Source organism: Exiguobacterium sp. MH3, from assembly GCF_000496635.1.
In the GTDB taxonomy this organism is placed as follows: Bacteria; Bacillota; Bacilli; order Exiguobacteriales; family Exiguobacteriaceae; genus Exiguobacterium_A; species Exiguobacterium_A indicum.
Map to the genome: position 1 here is coordinate 1,197,601 of NC_022794.1, position 22,075 is coordinate 1,219,675.

The 22,075-nt window shown below is 48.3% G+C and carries 26 protein-coding genes and 1 riboswitch; of the genes, 22 read left to right on the forward strand and 4 right to left on the reverse strand.

Features of this window, described 5'->3' with window-relative positions:
* Positions 1–24: 24 nt before the first annotated feature.
* A riboswitch (TPP riboswitch) is annotated at positions 25–127 on the forward strand.
* Between the two features lie 82 nt (positions 128–209).
* The 6 genes from U719_RS06020 to U719_RS06045 all read left to right on the forward strand — a co-directional run bounded on the left by U719_RS06020 (position 210) and on the right by U719_RS06045 (position 4,190).
* Positions 210–803, forward strand: coding sequence for a thiamine phosphate synthase (locus U719_RS06020; protein WP_023467854.1), 594 nt, complete (start codon positions 210–212; stop codon positions 801–803).
* Complete coding sequence (locus U719_RS06025; protein WP_023467855.1) at positions 800–1,744, forward strand: FAD-dependent oxidoreductase; 945 nt, start codon at positions 800–802, stop codon at positions 1,742–1,744. Before U719_RS06020 ends, U719_RS06025 begins: the two co-directional genes overlap by 4 nt.
* Positions 1,741–1,941 (forward strand): sulfur carrier protein ThiS, encoded by a 201-nt coding sequence (thiS, locus tag U719_RS06030; RefSeq protein WP_023467856.1) that lies wholly within the window; start codon positions 1,741–1,743, stop codon positions 1,939–1,941. Before U719_RS06025 ends, thiS begins: the two co-directional genes overlap by 4 nt.
* A gap of 2 nt (positions 1,942–1,943) precedes the next feature.
* Positions 1,944–2,708 carry a thiazole synthase gene (locus tag U719_RS06035; protein WP_023467857.1) on the forward strand — a complete coding sequence of 255 codons (765 nt, stop codon included), beginning with the start codon at positions 1,944–1,946 and terminating at the stop codon, positions 2,706–2,708.
* Positions 2,705–3,712: a ThiF family adenylyltransferase gene (locus U719_RS06040; RefSeq protein ID WP_023467858.1), complete on the forward strand. Its 1,008-nt coding sequence runs from the start codon at positions 2,705–2,707 to the stop codon at positions 3,710–3,712. The genes U719_RS06035 and U719_RS06040 overlap by 4 nt, the downstream gene beginning before the upstream one ends.
* Before the next feature lie 121 nt (positions 3,713–3,833).
* Complete coding sequence (locus tag U719_RS06045) at positions 3,834–4,190, forward strand: hypothetical protein (RefSeq protein WP_023467859.1); 357 nt, start codon at positions 3,834–3,836, stop codon at positions 4,188–4,190.
* A gap of 121 nt (positions 4,191–4,311) precedes the next feature.
* On the opposite strand, the gene U719_RS06050 is transcribed toward U719_RS06045, so the two are convergent.
* Positions 4,312–4,686, reverse strand: a complete 375-nt coding sequence (locus tag U719_RS06050) for a hypothetical protein (RefSeq protein WP_023467860.1) — start codon at positions 4,684–4,686, stop codon at positions 4,312–4,314.
* Between the two features lie 402 nt (positions 4,687–5,088).
* Between U719_RS06050 and U719_RS06055 the strand changes: the two genes are divergently transcribed.
* Genes U719_RS06055 through U719_RS06070 form a run of 4 tightly spaced genes read left to right on the forward strand, consistent with a single transcriptional unit; the run spans position 5,089 to position 10,797 of the window.
* Complete coding sequence (locus U719_RS06055; protein WP_041255354.1) at positions 5,089–6,210, forward strand: exonuclease SbcCD subunit D; 1,122 nt, start codon at positions 5,089–5,091, stop codon at positions 6,208–6,210.
* On the forward strand, positions 6,192–9,197 hold the full coding sequence (locus U719_RS06060; protein WP_023467862.1) for an AAA family ATPase: 3,006 nt from the start codon (positions 6,192–6,194) through the stop codon (positions 9,195–9,197). The genes U719_RS06055 and U719_RS06060 overlap by 19 nt, the downstream gene beginning before the upstream one ends.
* Positions 9,198–9,210: 13 nt before the next feature.
* Positions 9,211–10,002: an aminoglycoside N(3)-acetyltransferase gene (locus tag U719_RS06065; RefSeq protein WP_023467863.1), complete on the forward strand. Its 792-nt coding sequence runs from the start codon at positions 9,211–9,213 to the stop codon at positions 10,000–10,002.
* A gap of 57 nt (positions 10,003–10,059) precedes the next feature.
* Positions 10,060–10,797, forward strand: coding sequence for a Bax inhibitor-1/YccA family protein (locus U719_RS06070; protein WP_023467864.1), 738 nt, complete (start codon positions 10,060–10,062; stop codon positions 10,795–10,797).
* 218 nt (positions 10,798–11,015) lie between these two features.
* Here the strand turns inward: U719_RS06070 and U719_RS06075 are convergent, their stop codons facing one another.
* Both U719_RS06075 and U719_RS06080 read right to left on the reverse strand, forming a co-directional pair.
* Positions 11,016–11,369, reverse strand: a complete 354-nt coding sequence (locus U719_RS06075) for a hypothetical protein (protein ID WP_023467865.1) — start codon at positions 11,367–11,369, stop codon at positions 11,016–11,018.
* A 128-nt stretch (positions 11,370–11,497) separates the two neighbouring features.
* Complete coding sequence (locus U719_RS06080; RefSeq protein WP_158408686.1) at positions 11,498–12,376, reverse strand: LysR family transcriptional regulator; 879 nt, start codon at positions 12,374–12,376, stop codon at positions 11,498–11,500.
* A gap of 114 nt (positions 12,377–12,490) precedes the next feature.
* Between U719_RS06080 and U719_RS06085 the strand changes: the two genes are divergently transcribed.
* Genes U719_RS06085 through U719_RS06100 form a run of 4 tightly spaced genes read left to right on the forward strand, consistent with a single transcriptional unit; the run spans position 12,491 to position 14,661 of the window.
* A complete protein-coding gene (locus U719_RS06085; RefSeq protein WP_023467867.1) occupies positions 12,491–13,057 on the forward strand; it encodes a DapH/DapD/GlmU-related protein in 567 nt (188 codons plus the stop codon).
* On the forward strand, positions 13,050–13,499 hold the full coding sequence (locus U719_RS06090; RefSeq protein WP_023467868.1) for a cyclophilin-like fold protein: 450 nt from the start codon (positions 13,050–13,052) through the stop codon (positions 13,497–13,499). Before U719_RS06085 ends, U719_RS06090 begins: the two co-directional genes overlap by 8 nt.
* Before the next feature lie 25 nt (positions 13,500–13,524).
* Complete coding sequence (locus U719_RS06095) at positions 13,525–14,271, forward strand: SDR family oxidoreductase (protein ID WP_023467869.1); 747 nt, start codon at positions 13,525–13,527, stop codon at positions 14,269–14,271.
* A 15-nt stretch (positions 14,272–14,286) separates the two neighbouring features.
* Positions 14,287–14,661, forward strand: a complete 375-nt coding sequence (locus U719_RS06100; protein WP_023467870.1) for a cupin domain-containing protein — start codon at positions 14,287–14,289, stop codon at positions 14,659–14,661.
* A 43-nt stretch (positions 14,662–14,704) separates the two neighbouring features.
* Here U719_RS06100 and U719_RS06105 read toward each other — a convergent pair whose 3' ends face one another.
* Positions 14,705–15,010, reverse strand: coding sequence for a hypothetical protein (locus tag U719_RS06105; protein ID WP_023467871.1), 306 nt, complete (start codon positions 15,008–15,010; stop codon positions 14,705–14,707).
* Positions 15,011–15,149: 139 nt separating this feature from the next.
* On the opposite strand from U719_RS06105, the gene U719_RS06110 reads away from it, so the two are divergent.
* The 8 genes from U719_RS06110 (at position 15,150) to U719_RS06145 (ending at position 22,042) form a co-directional block, all read left to right on the forward strand.
* The gene (locus U719_RS06110) at positions 15,150–15,875 is read left to right on the forward strand and encodes a nuclease-related domain-containing protein (RefSeq protein WP_235147635.1); all 726 of its coding nucleotides are present in this window, start codon (positions 15,150–15,152) and stop codon (positions 15,873–15,875) included.
* Positions 15,876–15,950: 75 nt separating this feature from the next.
* Positions 15,951–16,373: a MarR family winged helix-turn-helix transcriptional regulator gene (locus U719_RS06115; RefSeq protein WP_023467873.1), complete on the forward strand. Its 423-nt coding sequence runs from the start codon at positions 15,951–15,953 to the stop codon at positions 16,371–16,373.
* A gap of 68 nt (positions 16,374–16,441) precedes the next feature.
* On the forward strand, positions 16,442–17,452 hold the full coding sequence (locus tag U719_RS06120) for a hypothetical protein (protein WP_023467874.1): 1,011 nt from the start codon (positions 16,442–16,444) through the stop codon (positions 17,450–17,452).
* Between the two features lie 182 nt (positions 17,453–17,634).
* Positions 17,635–17,949, forward strand: a complete 315-nt coding sequence (locus tag U719_RS06125) for a helix-turn-helix transcriptional regulator (RefSeq protein WP_023467875.1) — start codon at positions 17,635–17,637, stop codon at positions 17,947–17,949.
* Between the two features lie 125 nt (positions 17,950–18,074).
* Positions 18,075–19,379 (forward strand): arsenic transporter, encoded by a 1,305-nt coding sequence (locus tag U719_RS06130; RefSeq protein ID WP_023467876.1) that lies wholly within the window; start codon positions 18,075–18,077, stop codon positions 19,377–19,379.
* Between the two features lie 20 nt (positions 19,380–19,399).
* Positions 19,400–21,058: an FAD-dependent oxidoreductase gene (locus tag U719_RS06135; protein WP_023467877.1), complete on the forward strand. Its 1,659-nt coding sequence runs from the start codon at positions 19,400–19,402 to the stop codon at positions 21,056–21,058.
* Positions 21,059–21,192: 134 nt separating this feature from the next.
* The gene (locus U719_RS06140) at positions 21,193–21,525 is read left to right on the forward strand and encodes a PadR family transcriptional regulator (protein WP_023467878.1); all 333 of its coding nucleotides are present in this window, start codon (positions 21,193–21,195) and stop codon (positions 21,523–21,525) included.
* The gene (locus U719_RS06145; RefSeq protein ID WP_023467879.1) at positions 21,515–22,042 is read left to right on the forward strand and encodes a DUF2812 domain-containing protein; all 528 of its coding nucleotides are present in this window, start codon (positions 21,515–21,517) and stop codon (positions 22,040–22,042) included. Before U719_RS06140 ends, U719_RS06145 begins: the two co-directional genes overlap by 11 nt.
* Positions 22,043–22,075 lie beyond the last annotated feature (33 nt).

A 22,075-nucleotide genomic window follows, 5' to 3' on the forward strand; every position in this document is an offset into this window, starting at 1 on the left:
AATGGGGCAAGCCAATTAAACACGAAAAGACACTAGGGGAGTCTCCCAGCAGACTGAGACGGAAGTATCCGGACCCTTTGAACCTGATCTAGTTCGTACTAGCGGAGGGAAGTGGCTCGAAACCCTAGATATCCTTAGCGCTTCAGCGCATTTTCGGACCACTCCCTTCAACATCGGGAGTGGTCCTTTTTCGTATGGAAAGGAAGAACATGATGCGTTTACATCTGATTTCGACGGGATCCATTCATCCGCTTGACGAAATAAAGACCTTTCAATCACTTCAACCCTATACGGATCAGCTGCATCTACGTGAACCGAACTTATCGGCGGCAGAATTACTTGATCTGATTGAAGCACTCCTTGGGCATGGTTATTCGCCTGAACAGTTAACGGTTCATGACCGGGTCGACGTCGCCCATGTCGCCGGCATCGGTGTGCAGCTGACGCGCCGTTCCTTGCGTGTCCGCGATGTGCGACGTCATTTTCCGAATCTCGTCATCGGGAAATCGGTCCATTCACTAGCAGAGGCACTGGCAGCAGAAGCGGAAGGAGCCGACCGACTGCTGTACGGTCATATTTATCCGACAGCGTCGAAGCCGGACCTACCACCCCGAGGGATCGACGCATTAAAGCAAGTCGTCACCTTCACGACGAAACCAGTCATTGCGATCGGTGGGATTACACCAGAATGCATGCCTGAAATCGCAGCGACCGGGGCAACCGGAATCGCCGTCTTATCGGGTATTCTCGGTCAATCGGATCCACTCGCCGCCGTCAAGCGTTATCAGGGGGTTCGCGTATGACGAATCACATCATCATCGGCGGTGGAGTCATCGGGTTGACGCTTGCTTATGGTCTCGCCTGTCAGAATGAATCCGTCGTCGTCTTAGAACGTGGAACATGCGGACGAGGAACGAGCCGCGCAGCTGCCGGGATGCTCGCGACGGACATCGAGCTGAGGGCGGAATTGCATGCACTTGCCGCACGTAGTCGTCGTCTGTATCCGTTGCTTGCACGTCGACTCGAGCGAGAGACAGGCATCGATTGTGGGTACCGGGAACAACCGTTTTTGTTAAAACGTAAAGGACGCGAGCATCTGTTTCCAGCTGTCGGTCAAATCGATCCACGACGACTGACGACTGCATTGATGTATGCCTTACACGCACGTGGCATATCGATTGAAGAACAGGTAGATGTCACACGCATCGAAGAGAACGATGACTTCATCAGGATCGAATCGAACGCAGGAACGTGGACCGGACGAACAGTGACGGTCGCTGCCGGACGCGGGTCGCAAGCCTTACTCGATACAGTCGGAAATTCGATCGCGACATATGGGGTCAAAGGGGAGTGTCTCGCCGTCCGTCTCGCGGGTCAGCCGTTACGCTCGATTCTGTTTGATGAAGCCGTCTACCTCGTGCCAAAAGCTGACGGACGGATTTTGATCGGTGCGACCGAACTGCCGCACGACGAGACGGTCGGCGTCAGTGTCGCTGGGATCATGTCACTGCTTCAAGCAGCAGAACGACTGTATCCACCGATTCGTGACGCGGTCATCGAAGAAGTCTGGTCCGGTGTACGACCGCAAACGGTGTCCGGCTTGCCATATATCGGAGTCACCGATTCATCCCGTCGGATCTTCCTAGCGACAGGGCATCATCGGCATGGCATATTACTCGCACCAGCGACAGCGGAAGTCTTGGTAAATACATTACGATTGATTCAGAAGGAGGAAGTCCGATGAACATTACGATTAACGGCAATGACCACACGATCGAACAGATTAAAACGATCGAGGACATGCTCACGCAACTCGGCTTAGGGGAAAAGCTCGTCATCGTCGAACAGAATCGACAAATCATCGATCGCATGGCGTACGGTCAGACAGTCGTTCGGGACAATGACACATTTGAAATCGTTCATTTCGTAGGAGGAGGATAAACATGCTGAAAATTGGAGAAAAGACATTTGAATCACGGTTATTGCTCGGAACAGGGAAATATACGGATGCTACGGTACAGCAGAAAGCAATCGATGCGTCTGCTTCACAAATTTTGACATTTGCCGTCCGTCGGCTCGATATCTTCGACAAACAACAAGCGAATTTCTTGGAGTCGCTTGATTTAGAGAAGTACGATCTACTTCCAAACACGGCTGGTGCGAAGACGGCGGAGGAAGCTGTTCGGTTAGCGAAGCTTGCGCGGGCATCCGGTATGTGTGACATGGTCAAGGTCGAAGTGATTGGTTGCGATAAGACGTTACTACCTGATCCGATCGAGACGTTACGGGCTTCTGAAGAATTACTCAAAGAAGGCTTCATCGTCTTACCGTATACGTCGGACGATGTCGTCCTTGCACGACGACTCGAAGAACTCGGTTGTCACGCCATCATGCCGGCGGCGTCACCAATCGGCTCCGGGCAAGGGATCCTCAATCCGCTCCATTTGCAATTCATCATCGAGCAGACGACAGTCCCGGTCATCGTCGACGCCGGAATCGGTTCACCGACCGACGTCGCCTATGCGATGGAACTAGGTGCGGACGGTGTCTTATTGAACTCCGCTGTCGCCCATGCTCAAGATCCAGTCAAGATGGCGCACGCCATGCGACTAGCTGTCGAAGCAGGGCGCCTCGGGCACGAAGCGGGACGTATCGAGAAGAAACAGTATGCGGTCGCGAGTAGTCCAACGAGTGGATTGATTCGATGAACCGTTACTCACGGCAAACTCGATTTCAACCGATCGGGGAAGCGGGACAAGTACGCTTGGCATCAGCAAGGGTACTGATCATCGGCATGGGAGCACTCGGAACGGCGTCGGCAGAACAACTCGTCCGCGCCGGTGTCGGTGTCGTCCGAATCGTCGACCGTGATTATGTCGAGTGGAGTAATCTACAACGACAACAGCTTTATACCGAGGAGGATGCGCGTCATATCGTACCAAAAGCGATTGCCGCAAAAGCACGGCTTGAAGCGATTAATTCGACGGTGACGATCGAAGCGCATGTAGTAGACGTCGACCGGGCAGCGCTGACGTGGCTTCTCGATGATATCGATCTGATCATCGACGCGACGGACAATTTCGATATTCGTTTGCTGATGAACGACATGGCGTTGATGCGTTCGATTCCGTGGATTTATGGTGGCTGCGTCGGCAGTTATGGGATCACGTTTACCGTCCGTCCCGGGGAGACGCCGTGTCTGCATTGTCTACTCGATCAATTACCGCGTGATCAGGAGACGTGTGATACGGCGGGAATCATCGGACCAGCTGTACAGATGGTCGCTTCCTTGCAGGTGACAGAAGCATTGAAGTGGTTGAGCGGAAAGACGGACGCCATGCGGACGCGCTTGCTTGCGTTTGATGTCTGGTCGAATACGTTTCAACAAATCAATGTCCAGTCACTGAAGCAAACGGAGTGCCCGTCGTGCGGCATCGAACCGTCCTATCCTTACTTATCGGATCAAACGGTTCATTTCACGGCACTGTGCGGTCGCGATGCCGTTCAAATCCGCGGAGACGGACAGCGGGATCTGGAACAGTTGAAACAACGTCTCCAGCCGGTCGCTGCGATTTCCGCCCATAATCCATATTTGCTGGCGTTTACGACGGACGAACATCGGATGGTCGCTTTCCGAGATGGACGCGTTCTGATTCATGGCGAGGCGGATCTCGTTAAAGCGAAGCGGCTCTATCATGCCTATTTCGGCTAACGTTCACAAAACATTAAAACTAATTTTAAATATATATGTTTTAAATGTTTGAAAAACAGGTAAATAAGACTTCAGACGTAAATCGGTCTACAGGTTTTGAACGTGAAGAGGAGTGATTCAGATGAAACAAGAATTCGATCCAATCAAGGATCAAGCACAGACGGAAGACGCCCAAGCAGTTGTTCAGCAAGCCAACTGGAATCCGGATCGGTACCGGACGAACTTGAACCCATTCTATCTGTCACCTTGTAGTGTCGAACGTAGAGAAGACGTGCATCAGGATGCATCGAAAATTCTCGAAGTCGAGACGTCGTCGCCCCTCCAACAACTTTTTGAACACAATCAAGCAACGCATAAATCAGAACAATCGGGCAAAAAATTTAAAACAGGCATCGTCGTCGGCGTCGGTGCGATCATCGGCGGATCGGTTTCTGTGATTCGTTCCGTTCAACGCTTTAGAAAACAACGGACGAAATAACACATTCGTCACGAGAGTGAAAAAAGCAGGAGGCATTCGCCTTCTGCTTTTTTGTATATCCCCCCTTAATCTACAAGTAAAATGAGGGTGATATGCGTTCATTTTTTTATGAAATCAAAAATCATGAACCGGTTACGTTATCGAATACAGCAGATTTACCGTTTAAATAGACGTCGATGATTTCATGCTTAGAATCTAATGTTAATTTAAAGACATGTTGTTTCATTTTCTTACTAGTATCGTTAGATTCGTCCAATTTTATTTTCACTGTATCTTCTTTTGATTCGAGATCAGTAGTAATTGTTTTCTTTGTGTTATAGACAATATAGGCGACATCATCTTTCGTGTTAATCAATTGCAAAGTAGAGTCAGGATTAATTTTCATTTGTACATCGTTAGGTATTGTCTGTAACTCACTCAAACTGAGTTTAGACTCGTTGATGCTACAGGCAGATAATAAAGTACATAACAGAGCTAACAGTATAAGTCTTTTCACGTTTTACCTCCTCATATTTCAATGGATGATCCATAATGATTAAAGTTTACGAGAGTCCTGACATGATTCAATTATTACTTGAGGTATAACGACAATAGCTTAACACAAAATACATTTATTGGATATTGGAAGTGACCGGAAGTAAGGTTTTTCAAAACATCAAAATTTCGTCAGATTTGTTTGAGCATCGTATAAATCATTTAAGAAATTCAGGTGAAAGATAACGCATAGTGCTTCTCTTCAATAATAAAAAGTATACTTTTTATTTCTTCAAATTCATTGTTGAGTCGCTAAGAAATATGATGACTCCTGCTTTTTGTGTTCCAAACGGATGTTCGTCGCAGAACGAACGCTCGCATGCTACACTTAAGCTACTATATTTAAAAAGTGAGTGTGATGAAGATGAAATGGATACATACTGCCGATTGGCATCTCGGCAAAATCGTTCACGGCGAGTCGATGCTCGAGAACCAGCGGGCGGTCTTAGCCGATTTTTTGGGACTCGTCGACCGCGAACAACCGGATGCGATCGTCATTGCAGGTGACTTATACGACCGCGCCGTGCCACCAACGGAAGCCGTTGAACTGCTTGATGAGACGCTCGCTGCCTTGATCCTTGACCGGGATATCCCGGTCGTTGCGATCAGCGGAAATCACGATTCGGCTGAACGGTTAAGTTTCGGAACGACGTTACTCCAACGGGCCGGTCTGCATCTCGTCGGAAAACTAACGCCGGTCATTACTCCGGTCACGATTAAAGGAGTGTCGTTTTACCCTGTGCCATTTGCCGATCCTGCGACCGTTCGGTACGTGTACAAGGACGAAACGATCAAGACACATGATGATGCGATGCGGACGATCCTTGCCGGGTGTAGTCCGGACGGACCGAGTGTCCTCGTCGGTCATGCCTTTGTGATCGGTGGACTCGAGACGGATTCGGAGCGGCAATTGTCCGTCGGAACGGCAGGACAGGTCAGTGCGAGTCAGTTTGCACCGTTTACGTATACGGCACTCGGTCATTTGCATAATCCGCTTGCGATTCAATCCGAGACGGTTCGCTACAGCGGATCGCTCTTGAAATATTCATTCTCGGAAGCCCATCATGTCAAAGGAGTCGATGTGTTGACGTTGAACGATGCGGGTACGTTCGATCGTCGGTTCGAACCACTTGCACCAAAACGTGATTTACGGGAACTGACTGGAAGTCTCACTGAACTGACAGATTCGGCATTCGTCGCGACACAAGACACGGACGATTACTTAAAGATCAACCTAACGGACGGTGAAGCCTTGATGGATCCGATGGGCAAGCTGAAGAAAATCTATCCGAACATCCTGCACCTCGAGCGAATCGGATTCGTCCGCGAGAGTACGCGGGCAGTCAAGGCGTCGCGTGAACAAGTCAAGGATGCATCCGTTGCGGATCTATTCAGTGAGTTCTATGAAGCAGTCCGTGAGAAGAAACCGACGGAAGCGATGCAAGCCGTCCTGAAGGAGGAAGCGACATGCGCCCAGAACGACTGACATTACGTGCCTTTGGACCGTTTGCTGGTGAAGAGACGATTGATTTCACGGCACTTGCCGGACGGACGATGTTCGTCATCTCCGGGAATACCGGAGCAGGAAAAACGACGATCTTTGACGCATTGACGTTCGCCCTGTATGGCGAGACGTCTGGCGGCGAACGGGAAATGAGCGAACTGCGAAGTCATTTTGCCGTGCCCGAGCAAAAGACAGAAGTTGAACTGGAGTTTACGCTGAAAGGGGAACGGTACCGGATCATCCGCCAACCGAGTCAACCGCATCCGGTCAATAAAACGGGCTACTCGCATGAAGCGGAGCTCGCTCGGTTCGACGGAACGACGTGGAAACCGCTCGCGGTCAAGATTCCGGAAATCAAGCAACGGGTTCAAGAGCTGATTCAGCTCGACCATAAACAGTTTTCGCAAATTCTCCTGTTGCCGCAAAATAAGTTCCGCGAACTGTTGATGGCAGAGTCAAAAGACAAACTCCAGATTCTCAAACAGCTGTTTAAGACGGAACACTATGGTGAGTTCCAGCAACGTTTGCACCGACAAGCGCTCGATCTTGCGGCACGCATCAAGGAAACGAAGACGAAGCAATGGGCCAAGCTTGAGGAACTACCTGTGCAAGCGAACTGGAGTGAACTGACGGAAGGCGACATCCGGTTACGGATGGAAGCGTTGACGACCGAACGGGACGAGTGGTTAACGGCTGCACGTCAAGCTGAAGTAGAGACCCGAGCGATTGTCGAGAAGAAAACGACGCAATTGCAACAAGGCGAGCAACTCGAAGCGGTTTTCCAAGAGCAGGAGCGACTTCAACAGACGGAACAGTTGCTAGTGGATCGCTTACCGGAAATCAAACAGATGCAAGAAGAAGCAATGGCGGCTGAACGCGCTCAAATCGTCGCACCGATCTATGACCAGTGGCAACAGGATCAAGAACAATTGACGCAACTCACGCATCGAAAACAGGAAACTGAACAGCACATCGCTCGCTTGAAAGAGCAACAAGAGGTCGTTCAAGCAAAAGTGGATCGATTGCTAGCGGAGGAACCACAGATCGAGCAACTCAGTCGTCGCCTCGAAAAGATTCAAGAAGAACGCGAACGGTTGGAAGCAGAAACGGCTTTACGACAACAACAGCAACAACTAATCGAACGTTCGAAGCTTCTGGACCCAGAGCCATTACGGAAGCAACTCGAACAAGCACGGACGGAGCGTAAGACTGTTCAAGAACAACTGCATCCATTGCAAAACATCGGAGCAGAGCGCTTAAAGGTGCAAGAACGGCGCTTCATCCTGCAACAGCTGGCGACGAAGATGGCGGAACATGACAAATTGGAAGCAGAACGGCAACAGCTGATTGTCCGCGGCAAAAGCGTTCGGGATCAAAAAGAGGCAGCAGCGCGCCAATACGAAGAAGCGCGCAGATACGAACGGGAACAACTGGCTGCTGAACTTGCCAAAGGATTGACGAACGGGACGGCTTGCCCAGTCTGCGGCAGTACGTCGCATCCACAGCATGCTGTCGTCGTCGCAAAGGAACTATCCGTCGATGTAGCACAACAGCGGTTCCTAGAAGCCCAACAAGCGCATCAAGAGTTACAAGCCTCGTACCGAACGGTTGCCGAACGTCTCGGACAACTGACGACCGAGATGCAAAAGACGAGTGAAAACGAGTCATCTCATGCAGATGTTTCAGCACAGCTTCGGGAAGTCGAACAGACGGAAGCCCGATTAGCGTCAGCACAGACGGAAAAAGCGCGTCTTGAGACTCGCCTGCAACAACTCGAGCAATCCATGGATCAGCTACAACTGAAAATCGATGCAATGATCAAAGACCGGACCGTCATCGAATCGGAATTGGCACACTTGTCTGGTCGCCTAAGTCAATCAGGAGCGTCAGAGAAATCGCTATCAGCACTCCGTGAGGAACAACAACAGGCAGAAACACGTATCGAGCAGTTCAAACAAGACAAACAACGCCAGCTACGCGAGAAGGAACAGCTCGATCGTGACTTCGCGGAACACCAAGGTCGATTCCGTCAATTGACTGAGGCATCTGCTGAACAAAGCGACCGATTAACGAACCGCGAAAACGAATTGCAAGCTGTCTTGGCAGAAGAAGCTTTTATGACGATTGAAGCCTTCCGCGAAGCGAGACGGTCTCGTGAAGAACTCCGTCACCTCCAAGAACGTTTGGAACAAGATCGCCTCGAACGGCAGGAATTGAAGCTGAAACAGGAACAAGCCCGTTTGAAGACGGAAGGTCAAGTGCGTCCGGATCTTGAACAGTTGCGGATGGATGTGAAGACGGTGTCGCTCGAACTGACGGAGCAGACCGACCGACGAGTCGGGCTCGAGAAGGAACGCGCACATATCGATCAATTGATGGCGGCCTGGGAAAGCTTGCAACGCCAGATTGAGGACGAGGATGCGAGATACGGCATCATCGGCGAACTCGCTCGCGTTGGTGTCGGGGAGAATGCGCAACGGATGACGTTTGAGACGTACGTCCAGACGGCATACTTTGATGAAATATTGTTCGCCGCAAACCGGCATCTGCACGAGATGACCTCTGGGCGTTTCCAGCTTGAACGGAAAACGGAGGCGGGAAAAGGGCTTAAGAAATACGGGCTTGATTTAAATGTCTTTGACGCTTACACGTCGCAAACACGGCATGTCAAGACGTTATCCGGTGGCGAAAGCTTTAAAGCATCCCTTGCCCTTGCGCTCGGGTTGTCGGAAGTCGTTCAAGAAGCGAGCGGTGGCGTGTCACTTGAGACGATGTTCATCGATGAAGGATTCGGAACACTTGATCCAGAATCACTTGAACAAGCAATCGAGACGTTGCTCTCGATTCAAGCGAGCGGTCGCATGGTCGGGATCATCAGTCACGTCCAGGAACTGAAGTCACGAGTTGACGCAAAAATCGAGGTCAAACAAGGAAAAACGGGGTCGACGATTGCACTAGTCGTCGAGTAAGGAGATAAGATCGATGGAAACACGAAACATGGTCACGAAAACACAAATCAAAGAGGCGTTACACGAATTAGGTGTGACGCCCGGTATGAAATTGTTCGTCCATTCGTCTCTCAAACAAATCGGCTGGATTCCCGGCGGCGTACAAGCGTTGATCGAGGCCTTACAGGAAGTCGTCACGACGGAAGGGTTGATCATGATGCCGGCGCAAAGTACCGATAATTCGGATCCGAAGAACTGGAGTCAACCGGCTGTGCCTGAAGAATGGTGGGAAACGATTCGCCGGGAAATGCCGGCATATGATCCGGCAAAAACGGTCACACGCGGCATCGGTCGTGTTCCGGAAGTTTTCCGGACATATCCCGGTGTCGTTCGAAGCGATCATCCGATGTGGTCCGTGACTGCCTGGGGGAAAGATGCGGCGACATTCGTTGCTGATCATACATTAGAAAATGGCTTCGGTCCCGGTTCACCGATTGAACGCTTCATCGAGGCGGACGGTCAAATTCTGCATATTGGTTCTCCTTGGGATACGACGACCGTTTGGCATTATGCAGAATACGGGTTAAATCGTCCGGACGTCGAGGATGGTTGTAAAGTCAAAGAAGGAACGACGGAACGATTCATTCATTACCGACATCGCCAAATCGATAGTGATGCGTTCGGTCCGATCGGTGAAGGGTTAGAAAGTGCCGATTTCGTCACGTCCGGTCTGATCGGACAAGCGAAATCTTACCGCATCGATGCGAAAGCCTCGATCCCAGTCGTCATGTTGCAATTAAAAGCGCTTGATCAATGGTTATTTTGAAACTTTTTCGGGAAACCTTCGTAGTAGAAAACAGAATCATAAAAAGGAGTGAAAGCAATGGCTTCACGTTTTAAAGTAAACCCGGCATTGCGTCGCGGATTCGATACGGCACGTATCGGAGAACGACCAATGACAAAAAGCGGGACGATGAGCAAGATTTTCTTGATGCTCGCTCTCGTCACGGCAGCAGCAGGGGGCAGTTGGTTCTTCCTCGCAGAAAACCAAGGATTGTTGTTCCCAGCCTTAATCGGTGGATTCGTCATCGGTCTGATCCTTGCCTTGATCATCACATTCAAACCAGCAACAGCACCGGTCCTTTCACCGATCTATGCGTTGGCAGAAGGTGTCGCCGTCGGAGCATTGTCGCTCGTCTTTGAAAGCATGTACCCAGGTATCGTCGGGAAAGCGGTTCTTGCGACTTTCGTCGTCGCGTTTGCGATGTGGTTCGTCTACTCGACGGGGATGATTAAAGTGACGCAACGTTTCCGTTCTGCGGTCACAGCAGCGATTCTTTCGATCTTCGTCTTGTACGCAGTCAACTTGATTCTCTCGTTATTCGGTGTCGATCTCCCATTCATGACAGGTAGCTCACCGCTTGCGATTGGTATTCAATTCGTCATCGTCATCGTGGCATCCCTGTCACTCGTGATGGACTTCGATTTTATCTCGCAACAAGTTCGTGCGGGTGCTCCAAAATCGATGGAGTGGGTTGCAGCATTCGGATTGATTGTGACGATCATCTGGCTCTATATCGAATTACTCGATCTCTTATATCGCCTCGCGGCGCGGGATTAACAGCAACAGACGACGGAAAGTCCGTCGTCTCAGATTGTAGACAAACCCTCATTTCAAAGACGAAATGAGGGTTTGTTGTATGTCATATATAGAAATGGGATAAATCTTCAGAGGTATTCAAGCTCTAGTTCGTAAGCTTTCGAGGCTTGAAAGTGTTTCCTGACACTTCCGATAAAAAGATAACATCGTGTTATATCAGGTAATTACGAGTAAAAGTTTTAAAATCCAGTGATATCAAAATTTGATAAATCTAATTTCAAGCCTTTCAGCTGCTTTATTAAAATATCAAATTTTAAAATATCTTTATTTCTTTTATTCTCAGGAATAGTATCTGGATTAAAAATTTGCATTCCTTCTTCTATCCATTTTTTTCGATACAACTGAAATGCAACTTCTAAAAATTCTTCAGGTATTGTTATAAAACCATGGATGACATCATGATCTTCGCTAAACCCGTATTCAAATCCACAACAAGGACATATTTCATATGTTTTTGAGTATGTCCCATCTATAAAGATTGGTTCTTCTAATCCTTCAAATCCACATACTAAGCATTCATGTAATGTATTCATTTTATAAATCGCACTCCTTTGCGAAAACTTATATCAATATTAATTTTTAAAATAGTTGGTACTTGTCAATTTATTCGGATGTATAAGTTTAAAACAAACGTAACAATCGTATCTGTATCATCGTCTCCTTAAGAATGATATCTTTCCTTGATCGTTCGCAGTAACACGCGCGCACTGGGCGATAAAGTCGCCTCTTTTTTCCAAATCAAATGGACGTCCGAGACGACGGGAGGATCGAGGGGAAGAAAGATTAGATCGGAAGCGGTCGTATCGATGATGCCATCGATTGCTAGAGCGTGACCCACCCCTTGACGTACAAGTAAGGACGCATTGAACAACAAATTATATGTTCCGATGATCTGACAATCCTCAAGCGTTAAACCACTCTGTTCATGGAAATACGTGTCGAGCTGTGTCTGCTCGGATAGGAGCAAGGGAAGGGAGAGGAGCTGCTCCCGCGAAATCGTTTTAGACTGTGCGATCGAGGCATCACGACGTGTTAAGATCCCCCAACGGTCCTGACCGGGTAACGGTAAGGAATGAAATGTGGATAGATCGAACGGAGCAATGACAAGTCCGAAATCGAGCAATCCCTTTTCGAGCCGGTCGAGTACATCATTCCCATTGCCGCTGTACATACGAATCGTTACATCAGGATGAATGGTGTGTAAGTCTCTAAACGCTTGCAACACCGTCGTCAATTGTTGAGTTTCGCCACCACCGATATGAATTTCACCCGTCAATACTTCTTTTGTGTTCAAGTCGACCAATACCTTATCTGCTAGTGTAACCATCTCGCGTGCGCGCTCTTCAAAGAATCGTCCCTTTTCTGTTAAACGCAACCCCTGTTTCGAGCGTTCGAACAATTCGACCCCAATCGTCTCTTCTAGTTGTTGCAGCTGACGCGATAATGCCGGTTGCGACAAACGAAGGATCCGTGCCGCCTTTGTAATATTTTTTTCTTCGACTAAAGCTAAAAAATAGCGTAATTGTTGTAATTCCATCATTCCACCTCTATCCATGCAAAAAACGTATGGTTTATTACTTAAGATTAGCATTAGACATGAATGGTTGTCAGCCGTAAGATGAGACCAAGCGATCAAAAGAAAGGAGGATGTACAATGACTGAACTGCAAATCTATGTAAGAGAACATACGATTCTTCCAGCGGATCCGGTCCTTGAGCGCATTCATGCCATTCAAGATGAAATCGAACCGGAATTACAGCGATTGAATCAAGTGGTCTCACAAGAAGAGAGAAGACAGGCACTTGCCGTGATCACAGGGCAAGACATCGATTCGTCTGTTAGAGTCTTAACGCCTCTATTTACGGATTTTGGACGGCATCTATCCATCGGCAAGCACGTTTTTCTCAATCGAGGTGTCATGTTCACGGATCTTGGGTCGATTCGGTTAGACGATCATGTCTTGATTGGTCCATTCGCACGGTTGCTGACTGTCAACCATCCGGAAGCACCGACGAAAAGAGGCGGCGTTGAGACAGCACCGATTCATGTTGGTCGTAATGCTTGGATTGGCGCTGGGGCGACGATTTTGCCTGGCGTGACGATTGGTGAGGATGCGATCGTCGCAGCGAACGCGACGGTGACACGCGATGTTCCGCCCCGTACGATCGTTGCAGGCACTCCGGCGAGAATCATTCGAACGGTCGAGGTGTCGGATGAATAAATGGTACTGTTGTCTGCTTACATTTTTTCTGTTGAGTGGATGTACCGATACGAAAGAATCGTCACGACCGAGTGATTTAGAACAAAAGGAGCTGAAGTCCGTCTTGCTTCAAATCGATGAAACAACCGTCCCGATTCGTTTTGCGGACAATGAGACAGCGATGGCATTACAAAAAAGATTGCCGTTGACGATGCAGATGAAAGAGTTGAATGGAAATGAAAAGTATCATTACTTTCCGTTCTCGTTACCGACGAATCCAAAGAATATCGGAACGGTACAAGCGGGAGATCTCATGCTGTATGGATCAGATTGTCTCGTCCTGTTTTATGAGTCGTTTCAAACAGATATTCAATACACGCGAATTGGTTGGGTCGAACCGAATCGATTATCCGAACTATTATCAGCTGATACAGTACGTGTTCAATTGAGCACTGAACAATAAGAAAACAAGAGAGGAAGTCATCATCATGGCCATTCAAGGAAAAGTCATTATCATCACAGGAGCAAGTTCAGGTATTGGAGAAGCAACAGCACGCTTACTGGCAAGACAGGGAGCAAGGCTAGTGTTAGGATCACGTCGCAATGATCGACTGGCGAAACTCACGGAATCGATTCAAGCAGAAGGCGGGGAAGCAATATACCAAGAGACAGACGTCGTGAAACTGGAGGATAATCAACGTCTCATCGAAGCAGCATTGACGGCGTATGGTCGAATTGATGCGATATTCCTTAACGCGGGGCTGATGCCGAGTTCTCCACTATCTGCTTTACAAGTAGACGAGTGGAATCAAATGATCGACGTGAACCTAAAAGGTGTCTTGAACGGGATTGCAGCTGTCATGCCGACATTCACCTCCCAACGTGCGGGGCATATTCTGACGACCTCATCCGTAGCAGGTCTTAAGGCGTATCCGGGTGGAGCTGTATATGGCGCAACGAAATGGGCAGTACGTAACTTAATGGAAGTCTTACGGATGGAGTCGGCGCAAGAAGGAACGAACATCCGAACGGCAACGATTTATCCGGCAGCGATTCATACCGAATTGCTCGAGACGATCTCACACGGAGAGTCGCTTGAAGGAATGACGGCACTATATGACCAATACGGTATCTCACCAGAGAGTATCGCGCGGATCGTCGCCTTTGCGATCGATCAACCAGAGGATACGAACGTGAGCGAATTTACGGTCGGTCCAACGACTCAACCGTGGTAAAAAGGAGGAGTATTAATGTTTCCACGAGGCGAAAAGAACGAAGCGTATCAAGAGGTATTCACAGGTATCAGTTATTTAGCACCACTTGTCGACGAATCGTTACCCGTTTCCGTATCACATGTGACGTTCGAGCCGGAGACGCGGAATCATTGGCACATCCATGATGGGGGATATCAAATTCTACTCGTCACGGAAGGGGAAGGCTGGTATCAAGAAGAAGGGAGACCCGCTCGACATTTGCAAACAGGAGATGTCGTCGTCACGCATGATGGTGTGAAGCATTGGCACGGGGCAACACGGTCTTCCTGGTTTTCGCACATTGCGATCACTGCTGGGACACCACTCTGGCTCGAGGCAGTTTCGGACGAACAATATGAAGTAACGGAATGAATAGAAAGACCATCTGAACTTCGCTGTCAGATGGTCTTTTTGATCATAGTCCGTGCTCGCTTTTTAGTTGGTCGACGTATTGTTTTGCCTCGAGCAAAGACGATCCGAGAGTCTCTCGAACGCGTTTGACAGCTTCAACCGTCTTTCCTTCATGAAGCAACTGAACTAATTCGACTTGTAACGCTGCTTCTTCTAGTGACACCTCATTCAGACCGAGGTGCTCCTCGATCCGTTGTAGCTTCTTCAGAATCGTTTGTTGGCGGCGTTTCGCTTCGTCCGCTTTTTGTGATAAGGACATCCAGATGAAGAAAAAGACGATCAGTGGTGCGAACGTGACGACAGAATCCATAGTGAACACCTTCCTTTGTTTCACCGTACCATAGGATAGTCTCCATAACAAATAGTGGAAAATGAGGTGGAAATTGATTATGCTGATATAGTGGAAAATAAAGGGTTAATATGGAAAGGAGATAAATCTAGTGGACAATGTGTTAGTGACATTTTTACCATTCTTGATTCAAATCGGACTGATCATGGTGCTGTTCTTCTTCGGAACGTTTGGTCTGTTTTTCTTTGTAAAGCGCAGTTCGTATCACAGTAGTCGTTATTATCGTTTAACGCGCGAACCGTTTTTGCGGATCGTTCGTGATAAAGGAAAATGGGGTGAGTACTTGACGACACGTCAACTCGATCAAGTTTCCGGATACGGCACTTATGTCTTTAATACATACTTACCACGTGCGCGTGGAGAAGGAACGACGGAGATTGATGTGACGTTCATTCATGAAAGTGGCATCTATGTACTCGAATCGAAAAACTACAGCGGGTGGATTTTCGGACGCGAGCAAGACCGTCAGTGGACGCAGCAGTTCCAGAATCGCTTCAAACAACGGTTTTATAATCCGATCAAACAAAATGAAGGGCATCTCAAAAGCATGCAACGCTTCTTAGAAGGAACGGATCCCGCGCTCTTTCACTCCTTGATCGTTTTCAGCGAACGCTGTGAACTCAAAAAAATCACGGTCGATTCAGCGCATGTCCGTGTCTTGAAACGAAACGTCTTACGTAAGACGATCGAGAAACTCGCAACAGGAAAGCCATTGACACCAAGTCAAGTCGATACGATTGCAGGGAAACTCGGGGTTCATTCACAAGTCGATCGTGCCACGCAACAAGCGCATATCGATGGGATTCGTCAACGCCAGGCAAAATGAGACCGTTGACGGACTTGTTCTACTTCAGGTATAGTGAATAAATAATAAGTAGTGCAACTATATGGAGATGATGGGATGAAAGAATCGGAATGGTCGCTTGGAATGCAATTATCCCGTAGTTATTATGCGTTCAAACGTGCTGCTGCTAAACGGATGGAAGCGTTCGGTCTGACACCAGAGCAGTTTTCTGTCCTGAGCGAACTCGCTAAACAAGATGGTGTTTCGCAAAAGCAGCTGGCACTCGTGACAGAACGTGATCAAACGACGATTGGTAAGATTCTCGATAAGCTCGGTAAAAAAGAACTGATCGTTCGGACGCCGGACCCCCGGGACCGACGAGCGGTTCTGCTCTTGATGACACGAGAAGGACGTGATATCGTCGATCGCCTCGGACCAGAGCTCGATCAGCTACAACTCGAAGCGTTCCGTGGACTCTCGCGAGAGCAAATCGAGCAATTAAAGGAAACACTTGAGACCATTCACCGGAATGTGACGTGAATGGTTTTCCTTCGGGCATATAGTTGCACATGATATTATAAGTAATGCATATAAAAGGAGATTGTAATATGAAAGCATGGAAAGATGTCTGGTCAATGACACAAACGAAAGTGGGGCTCGTCTTCGCGATCGTCGTCCCGCTCTTGTTCCTCGTCGTCTGGATGACTGGTTACGAAGGAACGACGGAACGACTCGATCAATTGAACGTCGGTGTCGTTGGCGAAGTGAACGACCCGTTCGTCACATCACTAAAAGAAGCACCGTTCACGGTCCAAGCAGTTCCGACCGAAGCGAAAGGGTTGGAAGCACTCGATGCCAATGAAGTCGATCTCGTCCTACAAAAGGATGATGCCTCGCGTCAACTAACGGCGCACGTCAGCCAGACGAATGCCGAATTCGCGAATGCGATTCTCGAGCGGGCAACGGAAACGATCGGCAAACAGTTGAATGGTGAGCCAACGTTTACGACATCGATCGTCACGGAGCATGCCGTCTCGGATTTTGCATTATCGATGCTGCCACTCGTCCTCGGGTTCGTCATCTATATCGCGACGATGACGATGGGGATTCAATTCAATCTCGTCAGCACGATCTTAAGTAAGCGTCATTCAATCTGGTCACTATTTTGGAGTCGCCAACTATTACACGGAATCGTCCTTCTGGTCGTTCCATTGCTACTCGTTTCCGTGGCACATGTATTAACGGACATCACGACACCGTTCATCAAACTGTGGGCGTTCGAACTCCTTGTCGTCGCGACCTGTATCGCCGTCACGCAGATGAACTTTGCGATATTTGGACCGATTGCGCCACTCGTCAACGTCGCATTGATTCCGTTCCAGTTGATGACTGCCGGAAACATCGTGCCGGCGAAGATGCTGGCACCGTTTTATCAATCGCTTGGAACATTCCTGCCCGTTCCGAATGCAGTCCCCGGTTTCAGCCGTCTACTGTTCATGGATGGTTCAGTAGGTCCACATGTGCTTCATTTATCACTGATTGGCCTCGGTAGTTTTATCGTGACATGCTTAGTGGTGAGTTGGAGGGAGCAACGACAAGCACGACGTGTTGTTGCATGAAGAATATAAGAAGAATCGTCATCGAATGAGATGGCGATTTTTTTGTTTTAGATCGATTTATGAAAAAATCATTGCATAACAAAAACGTTATATAATAATATGGTTATGTGAAAAGCGAAATTGACATTTTAGCTCCTGTATCATGCATGGATTATACGTTTAAGAGAAAGGAGGACTCTTCATTGATCGAGACAGCAAAACGGGTAGAAGAGATGAGTCAGTTCTTAAAGCTACTGAGCGATGGAACACGTCTTGAAATTTTGCGAAGACTACACGTTCGGGAACATTGTGTCTGTGATTTCGTCGAGATGTTTGATATTTCGCAACCGGCAGTCAGTCGTCATCTAAAATTATTGCGTCAGTCCCAGCTCATCTTGGAACGACGGGAACGACAATGGATTTATTTTCGAATCAATCCAGATCACCCGCAATACAAGTTGTTATTGACGATTTTAGCAGAAATGGACACGCCGAACATCCCGGATAGAAGTTGCTAACACCATGGATGAAATGGATTAGCCCGAGTAAGGCAGGGGAATTAAAACGATATTCCATTCTGAATGACACGTTCAAGGATGACGAATCGTTAACAAAACCACTTGAAATTTAATACAGAAATGAAGTGAACGCATTGACCGGTACACATTTACTAGCGATCGGAATTTTTCTGATCACCTTATTCTTAATCATTAAACAACCGAAAGGACTCGGCATCGGTTACTCCGCGATGGGAATGGCACTCGTTGCGCTATTGACGGGAGTCGTCAATCTCGATGATGTTTCGACTGTCTGGGGCATCATCTGGAATGCGACCTTTACGTTCATCGCCCTGATCATCATCTCATTGATTCTTGATGAGATTGGGTTCTTCGAATGGGCGGCACTCCACATGGCACGCATCGCACGAGGTGGTGGTGTCAAACTATTCGTGTACATGACATTGCTCGGTGCTGTCGTTGCGGCTTTATTTGCGAACGATGGGGCAGCCTTGATTCTGACACCGATCGTCCTCGCGATGGTTCGTCACTTGAAACTTCCGGATTATGTCGTTCTAGCTTACGTCTTCGCTTCCGGATTCATTGCCGATACAGCCAGTTTACCGTTCGTCGTCTCGAACCTCGTCAACATCGTCTCAGCAGACTTCTTTAACATCGGGTTTACGGAGTATGCGTCACGAATGGTATTCGTCAATCTCTTTTCTGTCGTAGGCAGTCTGATCGTCTTGTATCTCTATTTCCGAAAAAGTATTCCGAAGAATTATGATGTCGCGCAACTCGTCGCACCCGCGACAGCGATCAAGGATCAACGGATGTTCAAGTTATCTTGGTTCGTGCTCCTCTTGCTTGTCGTCGGATACTTTACGAGTGACGTCATCGGCATTCCCGTCAGTCTTGTCGCTGGAATCATCGCCTTGTTCTTCTTATTGATGGCACGCCGTTCACCGAGCGTACCGACGAAAAAGGTCATCGGTGGTGCACCGTGGGCGATTGTCTTCTTCTCTCTTGGCATGTACATCGTCGTCTACGGACTGCAAAATGCCGGATTGACGCAAGTGCTCGCTGACATCATTGATGGCTTTGCGACGAATTTAGCAGCTGCAACATTTGGTATGGGCTTCTTGGCTGCCATCTTGTCGTCGATCATGAATAACATGCCGACCGTCATGATCGATGCCCTTGCGATCGACTTGAGCCAGGCAACTGGAACGATTCGAGAAGCGCTCATCTATGCGAATGTCATCGGATCTGATCTTGGACCGAAGATCACGCCGATTGGTAGTTTAGCGACGTTACTTTGGTTACACGTGCTTCGAACGAAGGGTGTAAAGATTGGTTGGGGACAATACGTTAAGATTGGAGCGATTCTAACGATCCCGACACTCGCGATCACATTGCTTGGCTTGTATATCAGCTTGATACTTTATTGATTTTCAAGGAGGAACGAGAGATGAAATTGATGATTATTGGTTCAGTTGCTGCGGGAACGTCCGTTGGAGCAAAAGCACGTCGTAACAGTGAAGAGTTGCAAATCACAATCTATGATCGGGATCAGGACATTTCGTATTCAGGTTGTGGAATTCCCTACTTCGTCGGTGGGGAGATCGCTGATATCGATGAGTTGACACCACGCGATGCCGCTTTCTTTAAAAAACGGTATAACATCGATATTCATACACAACACGAAGTTGAATCGATTGATCATGTGACAAAAACAGCTACCATTGTCAATCTCCTGACAGGGGATCGATTCACGGACACGTATGATACGTTAGTGCTGGCAACCGGTGCTTCTAGTATCGTTCCGCCGCTTTCAGGCGTTGAGCATGAGAATGTCTTTACGGTTCGAAATGTCCGCAATGCCGACGCGATTCGGTCCTACATCGACGCCCATGATCCGAAGACGGCAACGATCGTCGGTGGAGGATTCATCGGACTCGAGATGGCAGAGCAATTGACGTATCGGGGCATTCAAGTCACGCTCGTCGAACGTTTGCCCCAAGTCATGCCGCCACTTGATCGCGATATGGCAGAACGCGTAGCGGATCATTTGAAAGATAAAGGCGTATCGCTCTTGCTTGGCGAATCCGTGACAGCATTCAACGGAGAAGCACGTGTTTCTGAGGTCGCCCTTGAGAGCGGAAAAACGATCGAGACCGATCTCGTCATTTTATCGGTTGGCGTCAAGCCGAACACGGGTCTTGCGAAGCAGATCGGTGTAGAGCTTGGTAAAACAGGGGCGATTGCAGTCAACCGTCACATGCAGACGAATGTAGCCGATGTCTACGCAGTCGGTGACGTCGCGGAGAGTTTCTCCGTCATCACGGGTGAAGCACTTTATCGTCCGCTTGGTTCAACAGCGAACAAGATGGGACGGATTGCCGGCATGGTCATTACCGGAGAAGAAGCGGAGCACCGTGGTATTTTAGGGACAGGAATCTTTAAGGCGTTCGATTTGACTGTCGCTCAAACGGGGTTGACGGAAAAAGAAGCGCGTGAGTCAGGCTATGACATCGAAGTCTTGCATAACATCAAACCAGATCGTCCGGAATACATGGGCGGGAAAGAGATGACGATCAAAGCGATTGCCGATCGGGCAACAGGGCGAGTTCTCGGAGCCCAGATCGTAGGTCCGCAAGGTGTCGACAAACGGATTGATGTCCTGGCGACGGCGATCACCTTTAAAGCGAAGGCAGAGGATTTATTCCATCTCGACTTAGCTTACGCTCCACCGTTCGCGACGACGAAGGATCCCGTTCTCTATACGGGAATGGCACTCGATAATGCCATCAAAAAAACAGCGCGTTTGATGACGCCGAATGAATTGATCGACCAAGTCGCGGGTGGGAAGTCGTTCCAAATCATCGATACACGCTCAAAAGCACAATTCGAAAAAAATCATGTTGATGGAGCGATTCATATCCCGCTTGGTGAACTGCGAACACGCGCGAAGGAACTGGATCCGACGTTACCGACGATCGTCTACTGCAACAAAGGCGTGACGGGGAATGCTGCGCAAAACGTCTTGAAAAACCTTGGATTTACGGATGTATGCAACTTATCTGGTGGTAACAAGAACTATCAACATATTAAAAAATGCTTGTCATAAAATCGAACAATATAGCGTGATGATCCTATTCATTTAGGGATCGTCACGTTTTTTGTTGCCAAATCGTTAGAAATAGGATATATTTAGTATATCGGGAGACGATATAACGGAAGACGTAGTAAGGAAGTGGGAAAATGGCAAAAACAGTCCAGGAGACAGCATTAACAGAAGCTGTCTATTATATTTTACTGTCACTTCAACAACCCCGTCATGGTTATGGCATCATGCAATTCGTCCAGGAGTTGAGCAACGATCGTGTCAAATTAGCTGCTGGTACGTTGTACGGCGCACTCAGCAGTCTGGTCGATAAAGGATGGATTGAAGCGATCGAGCAAGAAACAGGGCGAAAGAAAGAGTACATCATAACGAATCAGGGGCGGGAGAGATTACAGGTAGAGCTGGATCGACTAAAAGAACTCGTGCGACATGGACAAGAAACGATGGGAGTGGATCAAGGTGAGCAGTAAAACGGTCTATCGCTTTTACGCTGATTATGCAAAAGAAGAAGTGTGGTTAAACGAGATGGCAAACAACGGCTGGTACTTACAGCAGTTTCGACTCGGACGTTATGTATTCATCAAAGGTGAACCTGGTATGTACACGTATCGAATCGAGTTATTAGAAAACATGCCAAAGCATCCGAAATCGCAGGACTACTTTGCGTTTTTGGAAGAGATGGACATCGAAGTCGTTGATACATCGTTCCGCTGGGTCTTCTTAAGAAAACGGACCTCGGACGAACCATTTCATTTGTACTCGGACTTTGATTCACAGATCCATCACGAACATCGGATTTTGCAACTCTATAAAGTCGTTTTTTTCGTGAACATCATTGCAGTACTCATTAATTTGTTTAATCCGATTACCGACACGATGATCTGGTTCAATCTCGCGATCGTGACGGGTCTCTCATTCGTGATGCAACGCCACGAACGTAAAATTCAAACGTTACGTGGATTGCGTGCCATTGCGGAGCAGGATTAAACATCGGAATCCGAGCTAGCGAGGAAACATTAC